We start from the raw sequence: 25,414 nt of genomic DNA, 5'->3' as shown, positions 1-25,414 counted from the left end.
ACATGGCAATTGACCGGATCGAGGTGAAAGGCGCAAGGGCGCACAATTTAAAAAACATTGATGTAACGATTCCGCGGGATCAGCTCGTCGTCGTGACGGGGCTGTCCGGATCGGGAAAATCATCCCTTGCCTTTGACACCATTTACGCGGAAGGACAGAGGCGGTATGTTGAATCGCTTTCTGCCTATGCGCGCCAATTTTTAGGGCAGATGGATAAGCCGGACGTTGATGCGATCGAAGGGCTTTCTCCGGCGATCAGCATTGATCAGAAAACGACGAGCCGCAATCCGCGGTCAACCGTCGGAACGGTAACGGAGATTTATGATTATCTCCGGCTGCTGTACGCGAGAGTCGGGAAGCCTCACTGCCCGGAGCACGGCATTGAAATTACGTCGCAAACGATTGAACAGATGGTTGACCGGATTCTTGAATATCCGGAGCGGACGAAGCTTCAAGTGCTTGCGCCGATCATTTCAGGCAGAAAAGGCGCCCATGTCAAAGTGCTTGACCAAATCAGAAAGCAAGGTTACGTAAGGGTGCGGATTGACGGAGAAATGGCCGAGCTTTCTGACGATATTGAACTTGAAAAAAACAAAAAGCATTCCATTGAAGTAGTCATTGACCGGATCGTTGTCAAGGAAGGCGTTGCCGCCCGGCTTTCCGACTCGCTGGAAACCGCGCTCCGTTTAGGGGAAGGCCGTGTCATGATAGATGTCATCGGTCAGGAGGAGCTGATGTTCAGCGAGCATCACGCTTGTCCGCTGTGCGGTTTTTCTATCGGGGAGCTTGAACCCCGGCTGTTTTCGTTTAACAGCCCGTTCGGCGCCTGTCCGACTTGCGACGGTCTCGGCTTGAAGCTGGAAGTGGATCCTGAGCTCGTCATCCCCAATCCCGAGCTGTCATTAAAGGAACACGCCATCGCGCCGTGGACGCCGATCAGTTCACAATATTATCCGCAGCTGCTTCAGGCGGTCTGCCGCCATTACGGCATTGATATGGAGACTCCGGTCAAAGACCTGCCGAAGCATCAGCTTGATAAAGTGCTGTACGGCAGCGGCAATGAACGGATTTACTTTAAATACGAGAATGATTTCGGACAAGTGCGCGAAAATGAAATTGAATTTGAAGGTGTGCTGCGCAATATTGAGAGACGGTATAAAGAGACAAGCTCCGATTATATCCGTGAACAGATGGAGCAGTACATGTCACAGAAATCGTGCCCGACGTGCAAAGGCTACCGGCTGAAGAAAGAAGCGCTTGCCGTTTTGGTCAACGGGCGTCATATCGGAACCATTACGGAGCTTTCCGTCGGCGACGCGCTTGAATTTTTCAAAAACCTGACGCTGTCTAAGAAAGATATGCAGATTGCCGATTTAATTTTAAGAGAGATTGTGGAGCGGCTCAGCTTCTTAGATAAAGTCGGTCTTGATTATCTGACGCTGAGCCGGGCGGCGGGCACGCTGTCAGGCGGAGAAGCGCAGCGCATCAGGCTTGCGACGCAGATCGGCTCCCGTTTGTCAGGCGTCCTGTACATTCTTGATGAGCCGTCCATCGGCCTTCACCAGCGTGACAATGACCGTCTGATCAGCGCGCTGAAAAACATGAGGGATCTCGGCAACACACTGATTGTCGTTGAGCATGATGAGGATACGATGATGGCTGCCGATTATTTGATAGATATCGGTCCGGGCGCCGGCATTCACGGCGGCCGCGTCATATCGGCGGGGACGCCTGAAGAAGTGATGAATGATGCGGACTCTCTGACCGGACGCTATTTGTCAGGGGCTCAATTCATCCCGATGCCTCCGGAGAGAAGAAAGCCTGACGGCCGGTTCATTGAAATCAAAGGCGCTTCAGAAAACAACCTGAAAAAAGCGAACGCCAAATTCCCGCTCGGCACTTTTACGGCGGTGACAGGTGTGTCCGGTTCCGGAAAAAGCACGCTTGTGAATGAAATTCTGCATAAGGCGCTTGCGCAAAAGCTTCATAAAGCCAAAGCGAAACCGGGAAGCCATAAAGAAATCAAAGGCCTCGACCACCTTGATAAGGTGATCGACATCGACCAGGCGCCGATCGGCCGGACACCGAGATCAAATCCGGCAACTTACACGGGTGTGTTTGATGATATCCGCGATGTATTCGCGCAGACAAATGAAGCAAAGGTGCGCGGCTATAAAAAAGGCCGGTTCAGTTTTAATGTAAAAGGCGGGCGCTGTGAGGCCTGCCGCGGCGACGGCATCATCAAAATTGAGATGCATTTCCTTCCTGACGTGTACGTCCCGTGTGAAGTGTGCCACGGCAAACGTTACAACCGGGAGACGCTGGAGGTCACATACAAAGGAAAAAGCATTTCTGACGTTTTGGATATGACGGTGGAAGATGCTCTGTCTTTCTTTGAAAATATCCCAAAAATCAAACGCAAGCTTCAAACGCTTGCCGATGTCGGACTCGGGTATGTGACGCTCGGCCAGCCGGCGACGACGCTGTCAGGCGGAGAAGCGCAGCGCGTCAAGCTCGCTTCCGAACTGCATAAGCGTTCCACCGGCCGGACGCTGTATATTTTGGACGAACCGACGACAGGCCTCCACGTTGATGATATCGCAAGGCTCTTGGTTGTGCTTCAAAGACTCGTCGATAACGGTGATACCGTTTTGGTCATTGAACACAATCTCGACATCATTAAAACGGCGGACTACATCGTAGACCTGGGACCTGAAGGCGGAGCGGGCGGCGGCACGATCGTAGCCTCCGGGACGCCTGAAGAAGTTGTCGAAGTGAAAGAATCATATACGGGCCGCTATCTGAAACCGGTAATGGAACGTGATAAAAAACGGATGAAAACATTGCTGGCTGAAAAAGAAACGGCAGCCACATAATAGATCAATAAAAACAGCCCAAAACTCACCGGTTTTGGGCTGTTGTGTTACAGGCTTTTTTCTGTTGGGGAAGCTGTTTGCTTAAATGCATTAAGTCCTGCAGAATATGGGTGCTGCTGCTGTCCAGCAGCACTTTTATATATTGGATATCATGGGAAATGGGAAGAGGGGCTGCTTTGATCTGTTCCAATTCAGCCAGCATTTCGCTGTTCATTCTTTTCTGTTCGCGAATTAAATTTCGCAGACTCTCTTCCGTTACTTGGGCGTTTTCGGGATCTTTCTCCATTTGTATGTCCTCCTTGCATACGGTCAGGCTTTGTTACATATTGTAATCGGTTCGGGGAAAAGATTCTATAGTGAAATCTCTGAAATCAAAAATTACGTATAACGAAGCATGTCCTTAGCATGAAAATGAAACCCGCCCATTCGTCATACGTATGTATAAGGAAGGGTTTTTACATCACGGCACAGGGAGTGTTTTTATTGAACCGAAATCAAGCGATTATCGCATCAATCTGTTATTTCAGCGTGTTTCTCGCGCCGCTCATTCTTCCGATTGTGGCTTATTTTGTCGTCGATGAAAAAGAGACGAAGCGGCATGCCATGCGCGCTCTGATTTCCCATATCATTCCGTTTGCGGGATTGCTGATTGTGACCGCGGGTGTTGTCGGCGGATTGATTACGGCTCAGGGGGAGAGTATGGTGCCCGTTTTTGTTATGATAACAGGAGCAGCTGTTTATTTTCTGATCCTCATCGGAATGGTCATTTGGAATATCGTGCAGGGAATTAAGGTGTTACGCCAGGTGTAAGAAAAGTCGGGGGAGGCGTTTTGTATGAAACAGGAGAAAGAACGGATTTTAAAGCTTGTGGAAGACGGCATGCTGACGGCGCAGGAAGCACTGACGCTCATTGAAAAACTGGATCATGAATATAAAGAAAAAGAAGAGCAGATCACCGCATTATCTGCAGAGGTCCAGGAACCTGCGGAAGATTTCGAAAGCGGGGCAAAAGGAAGCCAAAAGCCGTCGCTCGGGGCGAAGCTGTTCGACTGGATTGATTCTGCCGTCAAAAAAGTGAAGGAAGCGGATCTTGATCTGAATTTCGGCCACGCACACGAAGTGCAGCATATTTTTCAATTTAAAGACAGTGAATTCTCGGCCATTGATATGCAGATCGCAAACGGCAGCGTCAATATCGTGCCGTGGGCGGATGAAGATATCAGAGCGGAGTGCCAGGCGAAAGTGTACCGGGCGGACAGTCAGGAGGCGGCGCGCACCGCATTTCTTCAGCACATTGAGTGTGAAGTGAAGGGCAATAAGTTTTTTGTCCGCACGGAAAAGAAAACGATGAAAACCAATGTTACGCTTTATGTTCCCCAGAAAGAGTACGATAAGATAAGAGTGAAGCTGTTTAACGGACCGATCAGAGGGGAACATTTACATGTAAAAGAATTCTCGGCGAAAACGACAAACGGCGTTCTGTCATTCTCTCATTTGACGGCTGATAAAGCGTCGGCGGAAACGGCTAACGGACAAATCAAGCTGGCCGGACATCAATGCGGCGCGATTGAAGCGGAAACGATCAACGGCTTGATTGATTTGCGCGGATCGAGTGAATCCATTGACGTTCAAAGCTTTAACGGCAATATCATGCTTACCGTGACAGCGCCGCACTGCCGCTCCATCTACACGAAAACGACGACCGGAAACGTGGAGATCGCTCTGCCTGATGATTCGGCGGTGAAAGCGGAGCTGAAAAGCAATCTCGGCTCTCTCAGCCATGAGCTGATTGATGCGGAAATTTTAAAGGAAAAGAATGATACCATTCAAAAAGAACTGATGCTGGCATCAAATCAAGGCCATGATCAGCATCTCTCGATTTTCTCAGAATCGTTAACAGGAGCCATTAAGCTCAAGCATACTCAGAGGTGATTGGATGAAAAGACTTTACCGTTCAGAAAAAAACCGTAAAATCGCCGGCGTCGTCGGCGGTTTGGCGGAGTACATCAATATGGATGCGTCGCTTTTGCGCATTATCACTGTTGTATTAGCGCTTGTCACGAGCGGAATCGTGCCGATTGTATATATTATCTGGTGTTTTGTTGTACCTTTAGAAGGAGATTTGAAATAAATGATCAAATGGGCAGTCAGCATTTTAGTAAATGCTTTATTATTAATCGTTATCGCGGGATATTTTGATTCCGTCCATATCAGCAGTATCGGAGCGGCTGTCATCGCCAGTGTGATTCTTTCTGTGTTAAATGTGCTGATCAAGCCGATCATCGTCATATTGACATTGCCCGTCACGGTTGTGACCCTCGGCCTCTTTCTGTTTGTCATCAACGCCATTACGTTAATGATGACCGCAGCCTTGATGGGAGACAGCTTTCAGATTGATGGATTCGGCACCGCCATTTGGGCATCCGTCGTGCTGTCCGTTTTCCACTTGCTGATCCAAAAAGGCATATTGGAGCCGCTTAGAAAAAGGTAAAAAACGAGCTGTCCCGAGAGGGCAGCTTTTTTATGTGTGATTTACATAAGCGGCAGCCTCCTGACGCAACATAATGCATAGGGAGGTAATGAGATGAAACTTGTGATGACGCTCTTTTTTCTGATTGGTTTGCTTTGTGTGAGTCCTTCTGCGGATGCGGCGCGCAAAGAATCGGCAATCCCCGTGAATCAGCAGGAATTCGGACAGCCGCCTCATTACATACCGCTTCTGGAGAATCCTCCCCAAATCGAAGTAAAGGCGGAAATGAAAAGAAACCTGTTCATACAGGCTCATGTACGGAATGCTGACTATCAAGCGTTTTCGGCGTTTCTTTTTTATAAACAAAGCAATGAGCTGGGGTTTAAAATGGTGCCGATGGAGCCCGCGCCAGGCGCAATCCGGCTGTTTACGGCCCAGGTTTCAAAACGGGATATCTGGAATGGAGAATTGGAATATTACCTCGTTTTCACCAACGGCAGACAGCGGGCGGAATCGGAGAAAAAGCGGCTGAAGCTGGACGGCTATCAAGCCGATTTGAATCATATTCCCGAGCTGATGATTACGGAGCTTGCGGTTGATACGAAAAATGAAGACGGCGCTGATGCCTATGAATTTATCGAGGTGTATAACACGACGGACAGACCCATTCATTTTAAAGACTATCACATCCGCTACCGCTATCCGAAGGAAGGGCCGGAATCAGATATGATATGGAGGCCGAAAGAAGATACCGTCATTCCGTCAGGCGGGACTTACGTGTTTTGGCTGAGACGCGCCGCATCAGAACTGACGATAGATGATTTCAATCGCTATTACAGGACACGCCTGAAGGAGGGAGAACATCTCGCCGTCATCGAAGGGACGGACGGAATGTCCAACGGCCGCCCGCGTACGGTGGTGCTGTCGGCAAATACCGGAAAGGGTATCGCCTCAGCGCATTACCGGAAACACGCTTTCCGCCGGCTGACTTCTTTGCTGTACAAATATCCGCTGAACGGAACGGGAGAATTGCTGAGGATCTCCACGAGCGAGCATAAGCCGTCACCGGGCTCTGTTTTTCAGGCGCAGATCCCGCAGCAGAAAAGGGTGATCAAACCTGACAAGGAAAAACCGGTCATCGAAGACCTTACAGACAGAAAGCCCGTCCGGCCCGCTGAAAGCATTGAATTAAAGGCTGACATAAAAGACAAAAACCTTGTCAAAACAGCCGCGTTTTATTACCGGACCAATGAGAAAAAACCATTCAAACGAATTCTGGCCGAAAAAGACCGCAACGACAGCTTATACCATCACATTCTTTATTCCCCGGAACTGCTCGGCCAGGATCAGCTTGAGTATTATATCGCAGCCAGTGATGGAGAAAATGAAGCAAAAACGCCCGTCAAAATGATTGACATTGAACAGACGAGCAAATCACACGGACTCAGAATGAATGTTGAACCCGAAGATACGATATCCGGCACCTATCTGCTCAAAGCGACTTCCGACGTCAGCGCCGATAAGATCAAGCTGTGGATTGACGGCAAGCGGCAGGAGACCCGGCCGGCGCTGGAAAAAGAGGTCTATTTCGCCTTCGATGCCCGGAAAACGAATCTTTATTTTCAAAACACCGTCATAATGGAAAATGAGGTGCTGCACATTTTTGACGATCCGTCTCACCGTTACAGAACGCACTCGGTTCTCCTTCCGGAACGTCTGCTGCAAAAAGGGGGCAAAACACAGAAAGTATCCATCCGTTCGGGCTCAAAGGTTTCTCCGTATGATACGGGAGAGAATCGGGATGATTTTGTCGTGAAACATGCCCGTCTGGTGCTTTCGGATGGAACGGTGATCAAAGACGGGAAGACGGATCCGGCTGAGCAGCTGTTTATCGGTGACGGCAGGCGGGCGAATCAGCAGAAGACCTTCTCATTCAGCCTGCCGGATCATTTGTTTACGTCACGGCTGCTGCCGTGGAACACGACGAAGCTTTCTGAAGGCTATCACCATATTTTTGTTAGCGACGGTGAGGAGCAGCTGAGCCAATCTGTGCGGGTGGACAATACAGGGCCGAAGATTGTCCCGAGTATCAAAGAAGGCGCGGCGCTGAAAGGTAATGTTGAGCTGAATGCGGACATTCGTGACAAATGGAGCAAAGTGGAAGAGGTCAAAGCGTTTTTGGACGGAGAAAGCATTACGCTCCCGCATCACACGTCATCAGCCGATCTTAAGCCCGGAAAACATACCCTTACCATCATTGCGGCAGACCTTGCCGGAAATGAAACAACGTCCGTCCGCACCTTCCATATCAAACGGGAGGAGCCGAACCAGCCGGAGCTTGCCGATCAAAAAATCGGCGCCCACAAAGCAAAGCTGTCCGTCCGGGTAAAAGACCCGACGAAGGATGACATGAATGTATCATTTTATCGCGGCTTCCGTTATACCGCGCGGAATCCGGGCAGCGTGAAAGTGTATAAACACGCCTCATTAACGGAACCGCCGAGGGGCATAAAAGAAAATGAAATGCCGTTTACCCTGCCGGAAATGAACCGCATCTCGGCAAATGACGGAAAAACCGTATCGGCGGAAAGTATGGAGCGTTTTCCTTATCACCGGTTCGAAGTCTCCGTTGACCCGTCTATCGACGAAACGGATCTGGCTGAGGCGGTCTGGAAAGGAAGCTCTCTGCCCGGCCGAAAGGTAACCATGTATATTTGGAATTACCGGACAAGCCGCTGGCAGGAGGCGGACAGCGTTCTTGCCAAAGATAAAAAGCCGTTTACATTAAAAGCCGCCGTTTCCGCAGCGGATGTGGTGAAGAACTCAAAAATGAATGTCATCGTGCAGGATCAAATACCGGCGAAAGGCAATTACACGTTTATCTGGATGTCGGATACACAGTATTACGCACAAGGGCACCCGCACATTTTTGACAAAATGACGGAGTGGATCAAAGAAAATAAGGAAAAGCACAATATTAAATATGTCTTTCATACCGGTGATATCGTCGATGATTCAATGGTGATGAAACAGTGGAAAAACGCCGATCACTCCATGCGGACACTTGACAAGGCGGGAATTCCGTACGGAGTGCTTGCCGGCAATCACGACGTCGGCCATAAAGACGGCACATACCGAACATTCGGGGATTTCTTCGGGAGCCGCCGATTTGAACAGAACATGCATTACGGCGGATCATACAAAAATAACCGCGGGCATTATGATCTGCTGTCGGCAAGCGGGAACGATTTTATTATGATTTATATGGGCTGGGGCATTGCGGAACAAGAGATTGACTGGATCAATCAAGTGCTGAAGAGGTATCCGGACCGAACCGCCATCTTATGCTTTCATGAGTACTTGCTTGTGAGCGGAAATCGAAGCCCGATCGGGGAGACGATCTATCGAAAAGTCGTCAAGCCGAATCGCAATGTGGCGATGGTATTAAGCGGCCATTACCATAACGCCATGAAAAAAACCGATGCGCTTGACGATGACGGGGACGGAAAACCGGACCGCCTCGTCCACCAAATTCTGACCGACTACCAGGACGGTCCGGAAGGGGGGCAGGGCTTTATGCGCATGATGCAATTCGATCAGGCCGCCAATCAGGTTCACATGTTCTCCTACTCGCCGTACACGGATGACATCAATTACTATGACACCGATCTGTTCGCTGATAAAGACGAATTCTCAGCAGAAATGGATTTACAGCCGAAGAGGAAAAGGGTAGCGACCGATTATTTTGAATGCAACGTCTATACGAACGAACTGCTCGGTCATAAAAAACACGTAAAAAGCGGAAAAACCGCAAATTGGGTCTGGGACGGCCTGCAGCCTGATTCCGTTTATTACTGGTACACCGTCGTGAAGGACCCGTACAACGGCAAAACAATATCACCGCTGTGGATGTTCAAAACGGGAAATACGCCGTATCGCCCGGCTCCGGATCAGTTTGATTTCAGGCATGCCTCAAACCCATAACGAAAACATACAGCCTGCTGATCGTCAGAAGAAAATCTGACGGTCAGCAGGTTTTTTTCTGTAACATGCATGGCGGTACTAAGTGCTTTTGACTTTTTTATGTCCCTTTTCTATACTAAAATCGATTGGTTTTCGTAATATGCAGGAGGAAACATAATGAACAGTAAAACCGGGACAAAAGAAAGAATTATTCAAACCTCTGCATATCTTTTTCAGATTCAGGGATATCATGCGACTGGTTTGAATCAAATTATAAAAGAGAGCGGAGCACCCAGAGGGTCTGTGTATCATCACTTTCCAAATGGAAAAGCAGAACTCGCCATTGCGGCGATCAAATATACGGGAAGATGCGTTGAAAAGCAAATACAGAATAGTATGTCTCAATTCGCGGACCCTATAGAAGCGATTCAGCACTTTATTCATGTAACGGCTGAACAGTTTAATGATCCGCAGAATATTGAGGGCGTGCCGGTTGGATTGCTGGCGGGTGAGACCGCTCTGATCAATGAAACGTTAAGATGCACATGTGTTGAGGTGTTCAAGAAGTGGACGGATGTGTTTGCGGCAAAATTTCTTGAACATGGGTTTGAACAAGAGGAAGCGGAGAAGCTCGGGGTGACAATCAACTCGATGATTGAAGGCGCAATCATGTTTTCACTGGCTCATAAAAACAAAGAACCGCTGCTGCTGGTTTCAAAGCAGGTTCCGTATATTGTCCAAAACAGAGGGTAGCATTTTATTACTCTTTTCTTTATAAAAATAGATATCAGAACCCCAGCCTCTCCGTTTTGACAGAGTCATAGAGAACATTCCCCGGCTTGATTTGAAAATGGCAGATCAAAAAAACATCTCCAACCCGTAACGGTTGGAGATGTTTCATTTCACCCTGTCCATATAATGCACGAATGTGTAGCGGTCGCCTCTGTAGGCGGATTTGACGTGCTCAAAGGCAGTGCCGTCCTGCAGATAAGTGGTCCGCTTGATATAGAGGACGGGGGCGCCGGGCTGGATACCGAGCAGCTCAGCTTCTTCCTCGGAAGCGGCTCCCGGTTCAAGCTCTTGTTTTGCCCGTGAGATCGGCATCTGATTGTACGCTTCAATATGCTCATACATGGATGATTGAAAATGAGAGGCGTCCAGTTTTCCCGCTTTGTCAAACGGAATGTACGAGGCTTCAATCGCCATCGGGATATCATTCGCCAGCCGGACGCGGATGATTTTATGAAGCGTTGCCTGATAGCCGCATCCCAGGATAGAAGATAATTCTTCCGTCGCCTGAATCAGCTGGTATTCGGCAAGTCTGCTCCCCGGCTTCATGCCCCGGCTTCTCATATCTTCCGTAAAACTTGTCAGCCCTTGAAGCGGCTGTTCCATCTTCAGTTTGCTGACGAACGTTCCCCGGCCTTTCTGCCTGTATAAAAATCCTTCATTCACCAGATTGGAAAGCGCCTGGCGCACCGTCATTCGGCTGATGCCGAATTGTTCGGCGTATTCCCGCTCCGACGGAAGCAGCGCATCCGCTTTCAGCTCGCCGTTTTTGATTTGTGTTTTTAATTGTTCCATAATCTGAAAGTAAATCGGAATCGGAGATTGTTTATCAATCTGCATAGGTCAAATCCTTTCAATCGCCGCCCGCAGCCTTTTCATCAATCAAGACCGTCACATCCGGATGCGCGTGCAGGGCGGAGGCGGGGAATGCTTCGCTGATGCGCCCGTCCAGAAGCTGCTTCACCGCTTGGGCCTTGCTTTTTCCGGATGCCATGATCAAAATCCGTTTGCCGGACAAAATCGTCCCGATCCCCATTGTCAGGGCTTTTACAGGGACTTGATCAATTGACGGAAAGTACCGCGCATTCGCCTGTCTTGTCTCTTCATTCAGCTCAACGACATGGGTTCGGGATTCAAATGGCGTCCCGGGTTCATTAAAGCCGATATGGCCGTTGTGTCCGATGCCTAAAAGCTGTATATCCGCTCCGCCGAGTGTTTGAATCAATCGGTCATAGCGTCCGCATTCGGCATCGAGATCGTCTGCCCGTCCGTCAGGGAGAAAGTGGCGGTCCTTTCGGCTGTCGATATGTGCAAAAAAATGTGTATTCATATAATAATGATAGCTGTTTTTGTCCTCGGGAGAAAGCCCGGCGTATTCATCAAGGTTGATTGTCGTGACATCCCCGAATGACAAGCCCTCTGAGCGGTGCATCCGCACAAGTTCTTTGTATACGCCTTCAGGAGTGCCTCCCGTCGCAAGGCCGAGAACGGCATCCGGCTTTTGTTTCACTGTTTCAGCGATAATCGCTGCGGCTTTTTCACTTAATTCTTCATAATGTCTGCATGTGATAACGTTCATATCCAATCAGCCTCCCTTGAGATATATGCGGTGTTTCCGCGGCAAATCGTGGCCAGCACGCCGCACTGTCCGTCCGTCAGAACAACGTCGGCGTCTTTTCCTTCGGCGATGCTTCCTTTACGGTCGAATATGCCGAGGCGGCGGGCCGCATTTGCCGATGTCATATTTGCTATATCCAGCCATGAGCAGTTTGTAAACCTGCGCATGAGCGCTGCGCCTTCATTCATTTTTAAAATGGAACCGGCCAGCGTCCCGTCAGAGAGAAGCGCTTTGTCTCCGCAAACGGTGACTCTTTGTCCGCCGAATTCGTATTCTCCGTCCTTAAGCCCTTTTGCCCGCATGGAGTCTGTAATCATGATCAGGTTTTTGCTTCCTTTCGCCAAATAGGCAAGCTTAACGGCCAAAGGATGGGAATGAATGCCGTCAGTGATCAGCTCCGCCGTGATGCGGCCGCAGGCGAGAGCCGTACCGATGCCCCCCGGCTCACGGTGATGAAAGGAGCTCATGGCGTTGAAGAGGTGTGTCATATGCACCGCCCCGGCATCCGCCGCTTTTTGTAAAAGATCGGCTCCCGCGTCTGTGTGTCCCATTGACGGGATGATGTTCCGGTCTTTTAAATAACGGATCAGGCTGAAATCAGGATCTTCTTCCGGTGCAAGCGTCACGATTTTAATCAGACCTCCGGAGAGCCTCTCCCATTTCTGAAAGAGCCCGGCATCGGCCGGCGTAATCCATTGTTTCGGCTGTGCTCCCGCTTTTTTCGGAGAGACAAACGGTCCTTCTAAATGAATGCCGATCAACTCAGCGCCTTTTTGGGCCTGCGGTGAGGAAGACGCCCATTTTTTGGCGTTGACGAGCGCTTTTTCAATGTTTTCGTGCTGTTGTGTGATCGTTGTCGCTAAAAAAGAGGTTGTTCCTTCTTCGGGCAGCCGGGCGGACATTGTATCAAGAGCTGCAATATCAGCATCCATCGTATCCGCGCCGTATCCGCCGTGAATATGAATATCAATCATTCCGGGAAGCGCATACGAGCCCGCGGGCGCCTTCCATTCCTTCTCATACGTTTCTTGCGGTCTTGTTTTCCCCGCGTAAGAAATGATGCCGTCCTTTATACCGAGAAAACCGTTTCGGATGATTTCCTCTTCTGTTACGATGTCCGCACCGCTGATTAACAAGCTTTCAGCCACTTTAAAACACGCCTTTCTGGTTAGTTGTTAGTTTTATTTTACTCTTTTTCAGACTAGTTATCTAGACCAGTTATGCCGGAATTGTATAAATCTGTTTTGGTTCAGACGGTAAAGTGATAAAATATAACTGTTCAAAGCTCGGAACATCCCAGAACAGGAGGAACATATCTTGGCAAAGGTTCGGACCAAAGACGTAATGGAGCAGTTCCATTTAGAATTGATCAGCGGAGAAGAAGGGATTAACCGCCCGATTACGATGAGTGATTTATCACGGCCCGGTATTGAAATCGCCGGTTATTTTACATATTACCCGAGAGAACGGGTGCAGCTTTTAGGAAAAACGGAGCTGTCATTTTTCGATCAGCTTCCTGAGGAGGATAAAAAACAGCGGATGGAATCGCTGTGCACCGATGTGACGCCGGCTATCATACTTTCCAGAGATATGCCGATCCCGCCGGAGCTTGTAGAAGCATCCGAGAAAAACGGCGTGCCTGTGCTCAGATCCCCTCTGAAAACAACCAGACTGTCAAGCCGGCTGACGAATTTTCTTGAGAGCCGTCTCGCGCCGACAACCGCCATTCACGGCGTGCTTGTGGATATATACGGCGTCGGTGTGCTCATAACGGGAAAAAGCGGCGTCGGTAAAAGTGAAACGGCCCTGGAGCTCGTCAAACGCGGCCATCGTCTTGTCGCGGATGACTGCGTCGAAATCCGGCAGGAGGATCAGGATACGCTCGTCGGGAATGCGCCTGATCTGATTGAGCATCTGCTTGAAATCAGGGGTCTCGGCATTATAAATGTCATGACGCTGTTCGGAGCGGGCGCCGTCAGAAGCAATAAAAGAATTACAATCGTCATGGACCTTGAGCTTTGGGAGCAAGGGAAGCAATACGACCGTCTCGGACTTGAAGAAGAAAAAATGAAAATCATTGATACGGAAATTACAAAACTGACCATTCCAGTCCGCCCTGGGCGAAATCTCGCCGTTATTATCGAAGTTGCGGCGATGAACTTCAGATTGAAGCGGATGGGCTTAAATGCTGCCGAGCAATTTACGAATAAACTGGCGGATGTCATTGAGGACGGCGAACAAGACGAATAGGAGTTGGCAATAATATGAACGAAGCAGGAACACCAATCAATCCGATTGCCTTGCAGCTCGGGCCATTATCCGTGCACTGGTACGGAATCATTATCGGCGCGGGCGCGTTATTAGGGCTTTGGATGGCCATGAGGGAGAGTGAAAAGCGGGGGCTGAAAAAGGACATTTTTATTGATCTTGTTCTTTTCGCCATCCCGATCGCAATCATTTGCGCACGGGCATACTATGTGCTTTTCGAGTGGAGCTATTACTCGGAACACCCCGGGGTAATCATTAAAACCTGGAAAGGCGGCATCGCGATTCACGGCGGATTGATCGGCGCGATCGCAACGGGAATCGTCTTTTCAAAAGTAAGAGGGATCTCATTCTGGAAGCTGGCGGATATTGCCGCGCCGAGTATTCTGCTCGGCCAGGCCATCGGGCGCTGGGGGAACTTTATCAACCAGGAGGCTCACGGTGAAGCGGTCAGCCGGTCATTTTTGGAAAGTCTGCATCTTCCGGATTTCATCATTAATCAGATGTACATAGACGGACAATATTATAACCCGACGTTTTTGTATGAATCGCTGTGGAGTTTTGCGGGCGTCTTGATTCTGCTTCTGCTCCGCCGCGTGAACCTGCGCAGGGGCAATCTGTTTTTGACGTATGTGATCTGGTATTCGATCGGCAGATACTTTATTGAGGGAATGCGGACGGACAGCCTGATGCTTACGAGCCAGCTTCGGATTGCGCAGGTCATTTCCATTGTGCTGATTGTACTTGCGATTATTTTAATGGTTTTCAGACGCGTTAAAGGGTATGCCGATAAGCGGTATGGAGATACGGACTGACGCCTGAAATCGGAAAGGACATAAGATGACTGATAAACGTGTAACCGCCATTTTATTCGATCTCGACGGCACGCTGATTGACACGAATGAACTGATTATCGCTTCTTACCTTCATACGCTTGATCATTATTGCCCGGGGCAGTTCAAAAGGGAAGATGTGCTTCCGTTTATCGGCCCGCCTCTGTATGAAACGTTTTCAGGCATTAATGCTGAAAAGTGCGATGAGATGATCAGCATGTACAGAGCATTCAACCATGAAAAGCACGATGAGCTCGTCACGGAGTACGAAACGGTTTACGAAACGCTGGATGAATTGAAAAAAGCGGGCTATCAGCTCGGGATTGTCACCACGAAGCTGAGGGATACAGTCAATATGGGATTGAAGCTGACAGGCATCGGGGCGTTTTTCGATACTGTCGTCACGCTTGATGATGTAAAGCATCCGAAGCCTGACCCCGAGCCTGTGCGGCTTGCTCTCAGCCGGCTTGGGTGCGATCCGTCGGAAGCCATAATGGTCGGTGACAATTATCATGATGTCATGGCGGGAAAAAACGCCGGCACGAAAACAGCCGGCGTCGCGTGGACGATTAAAGGCGCACAGACGCTTTCCGCCTATGAACCCGATTATATGCTTGAGAAAATGAGTGATTTATTGCACATCACCGGGGTGAAGTAATCCGTGAGAAAAACAGACCGCTATCCGGTTTCAGGTGCAAATTCATTGTGGCATGTTTATCAGACGGTTCCCTTTCTGAAGGTGATGAAAAATTTCATCATCATTCAGATCGCAAGGTATACGCCGTTTTTAAGCGTGAAAAACTGGCTGTACCGAACCTTTTTGAAAATGAATGTCGGAAAACAAACCTCATTCGCGCTGATGGTGATGCCGGATATTATGTTTCCTGAAAAAATCACTGTCGGAGAAAACAGCATCATCGGCTACAATACGACGATTTTGGCTCATGAATATTTAATACATGAGTACCGGACCGGTGATGTCACAATCGGTGACGAGGTAATGATCGGGGCAAACACAACGATTCTGCCCGGCGTCACCATCGGGAGCGGAGCCGTTGTATCAGCCGGCACGCTGGTGCACAAAGATGTCCCGGCCGGGGCGTTTGTCGGAGGAAATCCGATGCAGGTGATCTATACGGACGAAGAAATGAAAGAACGAATGGGAAAACCCCGCTGATTAACGTCAGCGGGGTTTTTTTATGACTTGATCACAATGGCCTGGCTGCCCATCTGCTTCCAGGCTTTTTCAAAGTCAGATCGGTTTGTTTTTCTGTTTTTATAGCCGTAAGGATCATTAACGTATACATAATCGTGATCATAACCGGTAACGGCTACGCTATGCATGCTGAACGTAATGTCGATTTTTCCGTTCGGCGTATTCCAAGTCTGCATATTATCAACCGGCTTAAAGGATGTGGTGGTAATCACCCAGACCGGCCGCCCTTTTTCAAGCTGGCGGTACACTGAAGAAATGTCTTTTCCCGTCAGGTCGTATACTTTGTTTCCCGCATATTCTTTGGCAAGTTTATCAATCGGCTCATGATAAACGCCTAAACCCGGGCCGTTTTCCATATCTCCGGCAAATCCTTCATTCGGATCTCCCTTCAGCCCGCTGCTGTATGTGAGCGGAACTTTATTGATTTTATCCGCCAATGTATTTTTTGACACATGATATCCGGCATTGTTCAAAATCATGGCAAGGCTTGTCACCTCACAGCCATTGTACAGTCTGGGAGAATCCATCTGTCTGTACAGAACGACATTCAGCGGTGACGCACTCCCTTTTAACGGTGTTTTCTCATCAGGCTCGTCGGACTGCTGATTGAAAAAATTCAAATGAATATCGTTTGTATAGATGTTATATCCCAGATAGACAAGGACGGCTGTCAGAATCAGCACACATAATGTTCCAAGCGTCTTCATTATCAATTCTTCTCCCTTGTTTCTGTTGAAGCTATTCTATGTATTATAGCACTTCTGCTCAATATGATTCGATCGTTCCGATATGTTTACAGGTTTGTTCATTCTTTAGCCATGTTTATGGAAAAGAGTAGGCGGACATTGGGCGTTGCAATTCATTCTTTTATCTGCTAACATATTATCATATTAGCGAACTAAAGGATTTGGAATTTTCCTTCAGACAAAGCGGAGGTGTAAAAGGCAAATGTTTATGTTTGAGAAACCGCATGGCATGAGAGATACGCTGCCCGGTTTATACGAAGCAAAGAAAAAAGTCCGTTCCACACTGACGGATTTAATTGATAAATGGGGTTATCAGTTTATGGAGACGCCGACCCTTGAATTTTATGAAACAGTAGGCGTCCAGTCAGCCATTGAAGAACAGCAGCTGTTTAAGCTTCTCGATCAGGACGGAAAAACGCTTGTGCTTCGGCCTGACATGACCGGACCGATTGCCAGGGTGGCGGCGTCTAAGCTGCACAAACACAATCATCCGCTCAGAGCGGGGTACGCGGCAAGCGTCTATCGCGCTCAGGAGCGGGAAGGCGGACGTCCGGCAGAATTCGAACAGGTCGGCGCGGAGCTGATCGGCGACGGATCAACAAGCGCGGACGCCGAGGTGATTGCGCTGGCGGCCGGCGCTTTGAAAAACGCGGGATTGCACCGGTTTAAAATCGCGATCGGCCATGCCGGACTCGCTGATGAGCTGTTTGTCGAGGTTCTGGGCAATGCTGAGCGGGCGGATGTTCTGCGGCGCTTTCTCTTTGAGAAGAATTACGTGGGATACAGGGAACATGTCAAATCGCTTCCGCTTTCTTCAATAGACAAAAGCCGGCTGCTCGCACTTCTGGAATTGCGAGGCGGGAAAGAGATCTGCGCCAAGGCGGAGGAGATCATCGGCATCTCCGGACAAAGCTTGATTCAGGAGCTGGAAGACCTGTGGGACATTCTTGAGGATTACGGATGTGCCGAGCATATTCGCCTTGATCTGAATATGGTCAGCCATATGAGTTATTACACGGGAATTTTATTCGAAGTGTATGCGGCAAATGTCGGTTTTGTCATTGGAAGCGGCGGACGCTATAACAATCTTCTCGGCCATTTCGGCAGTCCCGCTCCCGCCACGGGTTTCGGGCTCCGTATCGACAGGCTGATTGAAGCGCTCGGCATCCAGGAAGAAACTAGTGAAGCGGACGCCGTGATTTTCAGCAAGGAGCAGCGGGCGCAGGCCATTTTATTCGCGGAGGAAGAAAGGGCGAGAGGCAGAAAAGTCGTCCTGCAGGATCTGGCGGGCATTGAAAATATCGATCATATGACAAAATCATTTGCAAACGTCACATACTTTATCGGTGCCAGAAAGGAAGAGCAGAATGGGTAAGGTACTCACAATGGCAATGCCAAAAGGACGGATATTCGAAGAAGCGGCCGGGTTGCTGCGGCAGGCCGGGTACAGGCTGCCCGAGGAGTTTGAAGAATCGAGAAAGCTGATCATTGACGTACCTGAAGAAAATCTCCGTTTTATTCTGGCAAAGCCGATGGATGTGACGACTTATGTCGAACATGGCGTCGCTGATGCCGGTATTGCCGGAAAGGATGTCATGCTTGAGGAAGAGCGTGACGTGTATGAGGTGCTCGATCTGAAAATCAGCAAATGCCATCTCGCCGTTGCGGGGCTTCCCGGAGCTGATTGGAACGGAGTCGCCCCGAGGATTGCGACGAAATATCCGAATGTTGCGTCAAGTTATTTCAGAGAGCAGGGCGAGCAGGTGGAAATCATTAAGCTGAACGGTTCGATTGAATTGGCGCCTTTAATCGGGCTTGCTGACAGAATCGTAGATATCGTATCAACCGGGCGGACATTAAAAGAAAACGGTCTCGTTGAATCAGAACATATTTGTGACATCACATCGCGTTTTATCGTCAATCCGGTCAGCTACCGCATGAAGGATGATGTAATCGACGAAATGGCGGCCAGGCTGGCCAGGGTTGTGGAAGGAGAAACTGCACAATGAAAATAACCGCAGTAAAAAGAAGCGAGCGGTTTTCACTGAAGCGTTCCATCGACAGCGGAACCGAAGAGCAGCGGAAAACCGTCAGGGGGATTATTGAAGACGTCAGACAAAACGGTGACAAAGCCGTTTTGGCCTATACAAAAACATTTGACGGCATCAGCCTGAACCAAATGGCCGTGAGTGCAGAGGAAGTCACCGAGGCGTACCGTCTGCTTGATGATCAGCTGCTGGAAGTGATCAGACAGGCGATTGCCAATATTAAAGAATATCACGAACGCCAGCTGCAATCCTCGTGGTTTTACCATCGCAAAGACGGCTCGATGCTCGGGCAGAAAATAACGGCGCTCGATTCCGCAGGCGTATACGTGCCGGGCGGGACGGCCGCTTATCCGTCTTCCGTTTTAATGAATGTCATCCCCGCTCTCGCTGCGGGAGTGGAACGGATCGTTCTCGTCAGTCCTCCGGGAAAAGACGGCCGCCTTTCGCCGGGCGTTCTGGCGGCGGCGTCTGAGCTCGGCATAAAGGAAATTTACAAAGCGGGAGGCGCGCAGGCGATTGCCGCGCTCGCTTACGGAACCGAAACGATACAGCCTGTTGATAAGATCACGGGCCCCGGCAATATATTTGTAGCACTCGCGAAGCGCGAAGTCTTCGGCGTTGTGGATATTGACATGATTGCCGGGCCCAGTGAAATCGTGGTCCTGGCAGACGATACGGCGGTGCCCAAAGAAGTAGCTGCTGACCTGCTTTCACAGGCAGAACACGATACGCTCAGCTCAAGCGTGCTTGTCACTGACTCACGGAAGCTTGCCGAAGCCGTATCAGATGAGGTGAATAAACAGCTTCAGACGCTGCCGCGCAAAGAAATCGCCGAAGCGTCGATCAGGGATCACGGACGCATTTACATTACGGAATCGATGGAAGATGCAGTGGACACGGTGAATGCGCTGGCGCCCGAGCATTTAGAAATCATGACGCATTCGCCGGAGGCTTTGCTTGGAAGCATCAGACACGCGGGGGCGATTTTCTTAGGGCGATACAGCGCTGAACCGGTCGGCGATTATTTTGCCGGACCGAATCACGTTTTGCCGACAAACGGAACGGCGCGGTTTTCAAGCCCGTTGAATGTAACAGATTTTCAAAAGAAATCGAGCATCATCTCATACAGCCGGAAGGCATTTGAAACGCACGCGGACAGCATTTCCGCCTTCGCGAGACTGGAAGGGCTTGAAGCGCACGCAAGATCGATTGAAGCGAGAAACGGAGGAATGACCGATGAGAAAAGCGGAACGCGCCAGAACAACAAATGAGACGGATATTAAGCTGGCTTTCGAAATAGACGGAGAAGGAAAAGCCGACATCAGCACGGATGTGCCGTTTATGACTCATATGCTTGATTTGTTCACAAAGCACGGGCAATTCAATTTAACTGTTGACGCAAAAGGTGATACGGAGATAGATGATCACCATACGACTGAAGATATCGGCATCTGTTTAGGGCAGGCTTTTTTGGAGGCGCTCGGTGATAAAAAAGGGATCAAACGGTACGGATCAGCGCTGGTACCGATGGACGAAGCTCTCGCCCAAGTCGCCGTAGACCTGAGCAACCGGCCGCACCTTGAGATGCGCGGTGCATTTCCGCAAGCGAAAGTCGGAACGTTTGATACCGAGCTGGTACATGAATTCTTATGGAAACTGGCGCTCGAAGCGAGAATGAATCTGCACGTCATCGTTCATTACGGCACGAATACGCATCATATGATAGAAGCCGTGTTTAAGGCGCTTGGCAGAGCGCTGGACGAAGCGTCATCCATTGATCCGCGCGTCAAGGGCGTGCCGTCTACGAAAGGAATGCTGTAAATGATCGGTGTAATTGATTACGGTATGGGCAATTTATTCAGCGTGTCGAAGGCGCTGGAACGCGTCGGTGTCCCGTATGTCGTATCAGACCGGCCGGAAGAGCTTGAAAAAGCGGATGCTTTTATTCTCCCCGGTGTCGGATCATTCAGTGACGCCATGGACAATTTACGCAGCGCGAAGCTTGATCAATTCATACACCGTATGGTTGACGAGGGGAAGCTGCTCCTCGGCATCTGCCTCGGTATGCAGCTCATTTTCGAAGAAAGCACCGAAAACGGCTCTGCAAAAGGACTCGGTTTATTAGCCGGAAAAGCTGTGAGACTCAAAGACAGGGATGCCGAAGGAAATAAGCTGAAGGTGCCGCATATGGGCTGGAACCGGCTGACGGTTCACCAAACGTCTCCTTTGCTTTCGGAAGCGGAAGAAGGCTTCGTTTACTTTGTCCATTCCTATTATATAGACGGGATGGAAGACGGCGATCTTCTGGCAAGCGCTGAGTACGGCGTTCGTGTTCCGGCGGTCGTCGGGAAACGCAATGTCTTCGGTGCACAGTTTCACCCGGAAAAAAGCGGTACGGCCGGAATGGCGATCTTAACGCAATTTACAAAAATGGCAGCGGAACAGAAGGTGAAGAAATGAACGCTTTTACATTATATCCGGCAATCGATATGAGAAACGGCAAATGCGTCCGCCTCATCCAAGGCGATTACGGCAAGGAAACGATATACGGTGACTCTCCTTTAGACATGGCGGCGCAATTTGCAAACGAAGGTGCCGAATGGATTCATCTCGTGGATCTTGACGGCGCGAAAGCAGGCAGGAAAGTAAACGACAGGCATGTTCTTGACATTGCGCGGCAGCTTGATGTCAAAGTCGAGATCGGCGGCGGGATCCGTTCTGAAGCGGATGTGTACGGTTATTTATCACAAGGTGTTGATCGCGTCATTCTCGGCAGCTCGGCCGTTTCCGATCCGGCATTTGTGAAGAGCATGCTGAAACAATACGGCGGCAAAATCGCGATCGGTCTCGATGCAAGGAACGGATATGTCTCGACGGAAGGCTGGCTGGAAACATCCTCGGTAAGGGCGGCCGATCTGGGCCGTGAATTGGCGGCCGAAGGAGCGGAAACCTTCATTTTCACGGATATTGCAACTGACGGCATGCTGTCAGGACCGAACATCGAAAGCACCGTTCAGCTCGCAAAAGCAACGGGAAAAACCGTCATCGCTTCAGGCGGAGTCAGCTCAGTCGCCGACCTCAAAGCACTGGCCCGCTTCAAAGACGCCGGCGTATCGGGAGCAATTATCGGAAAAGCGCTGTATACAAAACAATTTACATTGGCTGAAGCGCTCAGCGGGGTGAAGGACGCATGATCACGAAACGAATCATTCCGTGTCTCGATGTGAAAGAAGGCCGCGTCGTCAAAGGCATTCAATTTCTCGGGCTGAAAGATGCGGGCGATCCTGTCGAGCTGGCCGAAGCTTACGACAGGGAGGGCGCTGACGAACTTGTTTTTCTCGACATTTCCGCCTCTCACGAAGGCCGCAAGACGATGACAGACGTCGTAGAACAAGTTGCGGCAAAACTGGCGATTCCGTTTACGGTCGGCGGCGGAATCAATCAATTAAGCGATATGAAACGAATGCTTCGCGCCGGCGCTGATAAAGTATCCGTTAATACAGCGGCCGTCCTCCGCCCCGAGCTGATTACGGAAGGAGCAGATTTTTTCGGCTCGCAATGCATCGTAGCGGCGATTGACGCAAAGTATGATGAAGATTCGGAGTGCTATAAAGTGTACACACACGGCGGCAGAAAGAAAACCGAGTGGGAAGTCCAGGCCTGGGCAAAAGAAGCCGTCAGCCGGGGAGCGGGTGAAATCCTGCTGACAAGCATGGACGCAGATGGTGAGAAAACAGGCTTTAATCATACGCTCACACAGCTTGTCACACGTGCCGTCCCGGTGCCCGTCATTGCGTCAGGGGGAGCCGGCAGCGCGCGCCATATGCTTGAAGCCTTCACGATCGGTGAAGCGGACGCCGCGCTTGCAGCTTCCATTTTCCATTACAAAGAGACATCTATAAAAGAAGTGAAAGATTATATGAAGAAACACGGGGTGAATGTGAGATGAAACGGGCAGATGAACTGCGGTTTGACGAGGCCGGACTGATTCCCGCCATCGTGCAGGATGCGGCAAGCAAAGAAGTACTGACACTGGCTTATATGAATCGTGAATCCTACGAAAAAACGATAGAAACGAAAGAAACCTGGTTTTACAGCCGTTCACGCGGGGAGCTGTGGCATAAAGGAGCGACGTCGGGGAATACCCAAAAGGTGAAAGCCATCCGCTATGATTGCGATCAAGATGCTCTTGTCGTGCTTGCGGAGCCTTCAGGACCCGCATGCCATAAGGGAAGCTACAGCTGCTTTTCTTCGGAAAAAGCGGACGCGCAGGATCGTTTCGGCATCTTAAATGAACTGGAAAGCGTAATCGCCAAACGGCAGGCGGAGATGCCTGACGGAGCCTACACAACGTATCTGTTTCGGGAAGGCGTCGATAAAATCCTCAAAAAAGTCGGCGAAGAAGCCGCAGAGGTTATTATCGCCGCGAAAAACCGCGACCATGAAGAATTAAAATGGGAAGCGGCGGATTTGCTGTATCATTTGCTCGTTCTTCTGCGTGAGCAGTCGCTTCCTCTGGACGACGTGCTTGACGTCCTTGCGAAACGCCATTCAGCATCTGAGTAAAACAAACCTCACGGAGAGATCCGTGAGGTTTTTAATCTGTCAAACTTAAACATTCAATTAAATATTCCTTATTTCCGCAACCGGAGGCAGATGAATTTGATAATATTGACTAATAGAGTTTATTTTGGTTTTTATTAAAAATATACGTTTTGTTCATATTCCGTTCATGCACATCCGTTATAGTATAAACAGTGATATAGGAGGAAAACATATGCCGAATAAACAACCAAAACCTAAAGGGAAATTCAGCTCATTCTTTTCATTAGTCAAAAAAACAAAACCATCATACGGTATGCTGGCCTTCGCGCTGTCTCTCAGTATTGTGACAACGCTCGTCAGCCTGCTGATTCCGCTGTTGACAAAGCAGCTCGTTGACGGCTTTTCCATGTCGTCGCTGTCAGGCGTGCAAATCGGAATCATCGCAGCCGTGTTTATCGTACAGGCCGCATTAAGCGCCTACGCCACCTACGCCCTGAACTACAGCGGCCAGAAAATCATCTCGGGACTGCGTGATTTGTTGTGGCAGAAATTAATTAAACTGCCCGTCTCTTATTTTGACAAAAACGCCACGGGAGAAACGATCAGCCGTGTCACCAATGACACAATGGTGGTAAAAGAGCTGATCACAAACAATATCAGCGGATTTATTACCGGAATCATTTCCGTTATCGGGTCACTGACGATCTTATTTTTCATGAACTGGAAGCTCACATTGCTCGTGCTGATCGTCGTGCCGCTGGCTGCGGTGATTTTAGTGCCGATCGGCCGGAAAATGTTTAAAATTTCTCGGGAAACACAGGATGAAACGGCGAGATTCACCGGATTATTAAACCACATCCTCCCGGAAATCAGGCTTGTAAAAGCGTCAAACGCTGAAGAAGCGGAATACGGACGCGGAAAAGCAGGCATCATGGCACTCTTTAAACTCGGGCTGCGTGAAGCGAAGGTGCAGTCGCTCGTAGGTCCGCTTATTACACTTGTATTAATGGCGGCGCTGGTCGCTGTCATCGGGTACGGAGGGATGCAGGTGTCATCCGGTGAATTGACAGCCGGCGCACTCGTTGCCTTTATCCTGTATTTGTTTCAGATCATTATGCCGATGGGCCAGATCACTTCATTTTTCACACAGCTTCAAAAATCCGTCGGCGCAACGGAACGGATGATTCATATTCTTGCAGAAAAAGAAGAAGATATCCAAACCGGAAAAGCCATTGAAAACGCGGATCAGCCGATTAAGCTCGAACAAGTCTCATTCGGCTACAAAACAGATCAAACCATCTTAAAAGACATTACGGCTACGATTGAGGCCGGCAAAGTCACCGCGATCGTCGGACCGAGCGGCGGCGGAAAAACAACGTTATTTAAGCTGCTTGAACGATTCTACAATCCGACTGCGGGCAGCATCCTGCTCGGAAATGAACCGATTGATGCGTATTCCCTTGAGTCATGGCGGGAGCATATCGGCTACGTGTCGCAAGAAAGCCCGTTAATGTCAGGCACCATCCGCGACAATATCTGCTACGGATTAAAACGCGAGGTGACTGATGAGGAACTGAGGCAAGCGGCTGACATGGCCTACGCCCTGCAATTTATTGAAGACTTACCGAAGAAATTTGAAACCGAGGTCGGTGAGCGGGGAATTATGCTTTCAGGAGGACAGCGCCAGCGCATCGCCATTGCCAGAGCTCTCCTTCGCAACCCGAGCATTCTGATGCTTGATGAAGCGACATCAAGTCTGGACAGCCAATCTGAAAAATGGGTGCAGCAGGCGCTGGAAGTTCTAATGAAAGGCCGCACCACGATTGTGATTGCCCACCGTTTATCCACGGTTGTGGATGCAGATCAGCTTCTCTTTGTCGAACAGGGTGAAATCACCGGACGGGGCACACACCATGAATTAATGGCATCCCATTCGCTGTACCGCGATTTTGCGGAGCAGCAGCTGAAGCTGAATGCCGACTTAGAAAACAAAGCTGTGTAAAGCAAGACTTTATGAATAAAAAGCAGCTGAAAAAGCTGCTTTT

General features: G+C 49.6%; 25 protein-coding genes. 20 read left to right on the top strand and 5 right to left on the bottom strand.

From position 1 onward, the window contains the following. Positions 1-2 precede the first annotated feature (2 nt). Positions 3-2,876: an excinuclease ABC subunit UvrA gene (gene uvrA, locus NYE68_RS18775; protein WP_324636362.1), complete on the top strand. Its 2,874-nt coding sequence runs from the start codon at positions 3-5 to the stop codon at positions 2,874-2,876. Positions 2,877-2,901: 25 nt separating this feature from the next. Here the strand turns inward: uvrA and NYE68_RS18770 are convergent, their stop codons facing one another. Next, a complete protein-coding gene (locus tag NYE68_RS18770) occupies positions 2,902-3,162 on the bottom strand; it encodes a hypothetical protein (protein WP_012118557.1) in 261 nt (86 codons plus the stop codon). 197 nt (positions 3,163-3,359) lie between these two features. Between NYE68_RS18770 and NYE68_RS18765 the strand changes: the two genes are divergently transcribed. The 6 genes from NYE68_RS18765 to NYE68_RS18740 all read left to right on the top strand — a co-directional run bounded on the left by NYE68_RS18765 (position 3,360) and on the right by NYE68_RS18740 (position 10,062). Then, complete coding sequence (locus NYE68_RS18765) at positions 3,360-3,686, top strand: hypothetical protein (RefSeq protein ID WP_003151444.1); 327 nt, start codon at positions 3,360-3,362, stop codon at positions 3,684-3,686. A 24-nt stretch (positions 3,687-3,710) separates the two neighbouring features. Then, a complete protein-coding gene (locus NYE68_RS18760; RefSeq protein WP_007407448.1) occupies positions 3,711-4,808 on the top strand; it encodes a DUF4097 domain-containing protein in 1,098 nt (365 codons plus the stop codon). Positions 4,809-4,812: 4 nt separating this feature from the next. Then, complete coding sequence (locus NYE68_RS18755) at positions 4,813-5,007, top strand: PspC domain-containing protein (protein WP_003151448.1); 195 nt, start codon at positions 4,813-4,815, stop codon at positions 5,005-5,007. After that, a complete protein-coding gene (locus tag NYE68_RS18750; RefSeq protein ID WP_007407446.1) occupies positions 5,008-5,367 on the top strand; it encodes a phage holin family protein in 360 nt (119 codons plus the stop codon). A gap of 93 nt (positions 5,368-5,460) precedes the next feature. Next, positions 5,461-9,330: a metallophosphoesterase gene (locus tag NYE68_RS18745; protein ID WP_324636363.1), complete on the top strand. Its 3,870-nt coding sequence runs from the start codon at positions 5,461-5,463 to the stop codon at positions 9,328-9,330. A 156-nt stretch (positions 9,331-9,486) separates the two neighbouring features. Then, entirely contained in the window at positions 9,487-10,062 is a 576-nt protein-coding gene (locus tag NYE68_RS18740; RefSeq protein ID WP_015418312.1) for a TetR/AcrR family transcriptional regulator, read from the top strand. A gap of 144 nt (positions 10,063-10,206) precedes the next feature. On the opposite strand, the gene NYE68_RS18735 is transcribed toward NYE68_RS18740, so the two are convergent. Genes NYE68_RS18735 through nagA form a run of 3 tightly spaced genes read right to left on the bottom strand, consistent with a single transcriptional unit; the run spans position 10,207 to position 12,864 of the window. Next, positions 10,207-10,938, bottom strand: coding sequence for a GntR family transcriptional regulator (locus NYE68_RS18735; RefSeq protein WP_015418311.1), 732 nt, complete (start codon positions 10,936-10,938; stop codon positions 10,207-10,209). Positions 10,939-10,951: 13 nt separating this feature from the next. Then, entirely contained in the window at positions 10,952-11,677 is a 726-nt protein-coding gene (gene nagB, locus NYE68_RS18730) for a glucosamine-6-phosphate deaminase (protein ID WP_031378282.1), read from the bottom strand. Continuing rightward, positions 11,674-12,864, bottom strand: coding sequence for an N-acetylglucosamine-6-phosphate deacetylase (gene nagA, locus NYE68_RS18725; RefSeq protein ID WP_060673998.1), 1,191 nt, complete (start codon positions 12,862-12,864; stop codon positions 11,674-11,676). The genes nagB and nagA overlap by 4 nt, the downstream gene beginning before the upstream one ends. Before the next feature lie 169 nt (positions 12,865-13,033). Here nagA and hprK point away from each other — a divergent pair, with 169 nt between their 5' ends. Genes hprK through NYE68_RS18705 form a run of 4 tightly spaced genes read left to right on the top strand, consistent with a single transcriptional unit; the run spans position 13,034 to position 15,991 of the window. Continuing rightward, positions 13,034-13,966 carry an HPr(Ser) kinase/phosphatase gene (gene hprK, locus NYE68_RS18720; RefSeq protein ID WP_013353746.1) on the top strand — a complete coding sequence of 311 codons (933 nt, stop codon included), beginning with the start codon at positions 13,034-13,036 and terminating at the stop codon, positions 13,964-13,966. A 14-nt stretch (positions 13,967-13,980) separates the two neighbouring features. Further along, on the top strand, positions 13,981-14,796 hold the full coding sequence (gene lgt / locus NYE68_RS18715; RefSeq protein ID WP_324636364.1) for a prolipoprotein diacylglyceryl transferase: 816 nt from the start codon (positions 13,981-13,983) through the stop codon (positions 14,794-14,796). 25 nt (positions 14,797-14,821) lie between these two features. Beyond that, on the top strand, positions 14,822-15,472 hold the full coding sequence (gene ppaX, locus NYE68_RS18710; protein ID WP_012118550.1) for a pyrophosphatase PpaX: 651 nt from the start codon (positions 14,822-14,824) through the stop codon (positions 15,470-15,472). Positions 15,473-15,475: 3 nt separating this feature from the next. After that, positions 15,476-15,991: an acyltransferase gene (locus NYE68_RS18705; protein WP_039253698.1), complete on the top strand. Its 516-nt coding sequence runs from the start codon at positions 15,476-15,478 to the stop codon at positions 15,989-15,991. Positions 15,992-16,011: 20 nt separating this feature from the next. Here NYE68_RS18705 and NYE68_RS18700 read toward each other — a convergent pair whose 3' ends face one another. After that, a complete protein-coding gene (locus tag NYE68_RS18700; RefSeq protein ID WP_031378286.1) occupies positions 16,012-16,737 on the bottom strand; it encodes a C39 family peptidase in 726 nt (241 codons plus the stop codon). Between the two features lie 241 nt (positions 16,738-16,978). On the opposite strand from NYE68_RS18700, the gene NYE68_RS18695 reads away from it, so the two are divergent. The 9 genes from NYE68_RS18695 (at position 16,979) to NYE68_RS18655 (ending at position 25,371) form a co-directional block, all read left to right on the top strand. Further along, positions 16,979-18,151, top strand: coding sequence for an ATP phosphoribosyltransferase regulatory subunit (locus tag NYE68_RS18695; protein WP_007407436.1), 1,173 nt, complete (start codon positions 16,979-16,981; stop codon positions 18,149-18,151). After that, positions 18,144-18,785 (top strand): ATP phosphoribosyltransferase, encoded by a 642-nt coding sequence (hisG, locus tag NYE68_RS18690; protein ID WP_012118547.1) that lies wholly within the window; start codon positions 18,144-18,146, stop codon positions 18,783-18,785. Before NYE68_RS18695 ends, hisG begins: the two co-directional genes overlap by 8 nt. Continuing rightward, on the top strand, positions 18,782-20,095 hold the full coding sequence (gene hisD, locus NYE68_RS18685; protein ID WP_015418304.1) for a histidinol dehydrogenase: 1,314 nt from the start codon (positions 18,782-18,784) through the stop codon (positions 20,093-20,095). The genes hisG and hisD overlap by 4 nt, the downstream gene beginning before the upstream one ends. Next, positions 20,061-20,645, top strand: coding sequence for an imidazoleglycerol-phosphate dehydratase HisB (hisB, locus tag NYE68_RS18680; protein WP_015240671.1), 585 nt, complete (start codon positions 20,061-20,063; stop codon positions 20,643-20,645). Before hisD ends, hisB begins: the two co-directional genes overlap by 35 nt. Next, the gene (gene hisH, locus NYE68_RS18675; protein WP_015418303.1) at positions 20,646-21,284 is read left to right on the top strand and encodes an imidazole glycerol phosphate synthase subunit HisH; all 639 of its coding nucleotides are present in this window, start codon (positions 20,646-20,648) and stop codon (positions 21,282-21,284) included. Then, on the top strand, positions 21,281-22,018 hold the full coding sequence (hisA, locus tag NYE68_RS18670; RefSeq protein ID WP_015418302.1) for a 1-(5-phosphoribosyl)-5-[(5-phosphoribosylamino)methylideneamino]imidazole-4-carboxamide isomerase: 738 nt from the start codon (positions 21,281-21,283) through the stop codon (positions 22,016-22,018). The genes hisH and hisA overlap by 4 nt, the downstream gene beginning before the upstream one ends. Beyond that, positions 22,015-22,773: an imidazole glycerol phosphate synthase subunit HisF gene (gene hisF, locus NYE68_RS18665; protein WP_324636365.1), complete on the top strand. Its 759-nt coding sequence runs from the start codon at positions 22,015-22,017 to the stop codon at positions 22,771-22,773. Before hisA ends, hisF begins: the two co-directional genes overlap by 4 nt. Next, the gene (gene hisIE / locus NYE68_RS18660) at positions 22,770-23,390 is read left to right on the top strand and encodes a bifunctional phosphoribosyl-AMP cyclohydrolase/phosphoribosyl-ATP diphosphatase HisIE (protein ID WP_015418300.1); all 621 of its coding nucleotides are present in this window, start codon (positions 22,770-22,772) and stop codon (positions 23,388-23,390) included. Before hisF ends, hisIE begins: the two co-directional genes overlap by 4 nt. Positions 23,391-23,601: 211 nt before the next feature. After that, positions 23,602-25,371 (top strand): ABC transporter ATP-binding protein, encoded by a 1,770-nt coding sequence (locus NYE68_RS18655; RefSeq protein ID WP_012118541.1) that lies wholly within the window; start codon positions 23,602-23,604, stop codon positions 25,369-25,371. The last annotated feature ends 43 nt before the right edge of the window (positions 25,372-25,414 follow it).

It is taken from the genome of Bacillus sp. FSL R5-0447 (genome assembly GCF_038606125.1).
Taxonomy (GTDB): Bacteria; Bacillota; Bacilli; order Bacillales; family Bacillaceae; genus Bacillus; species Bacillus velezensis.
Note: the sequence above shows the minus strand (reverse complement) of the source record. Positions and strands in the feature narration are given on the sequence as shown.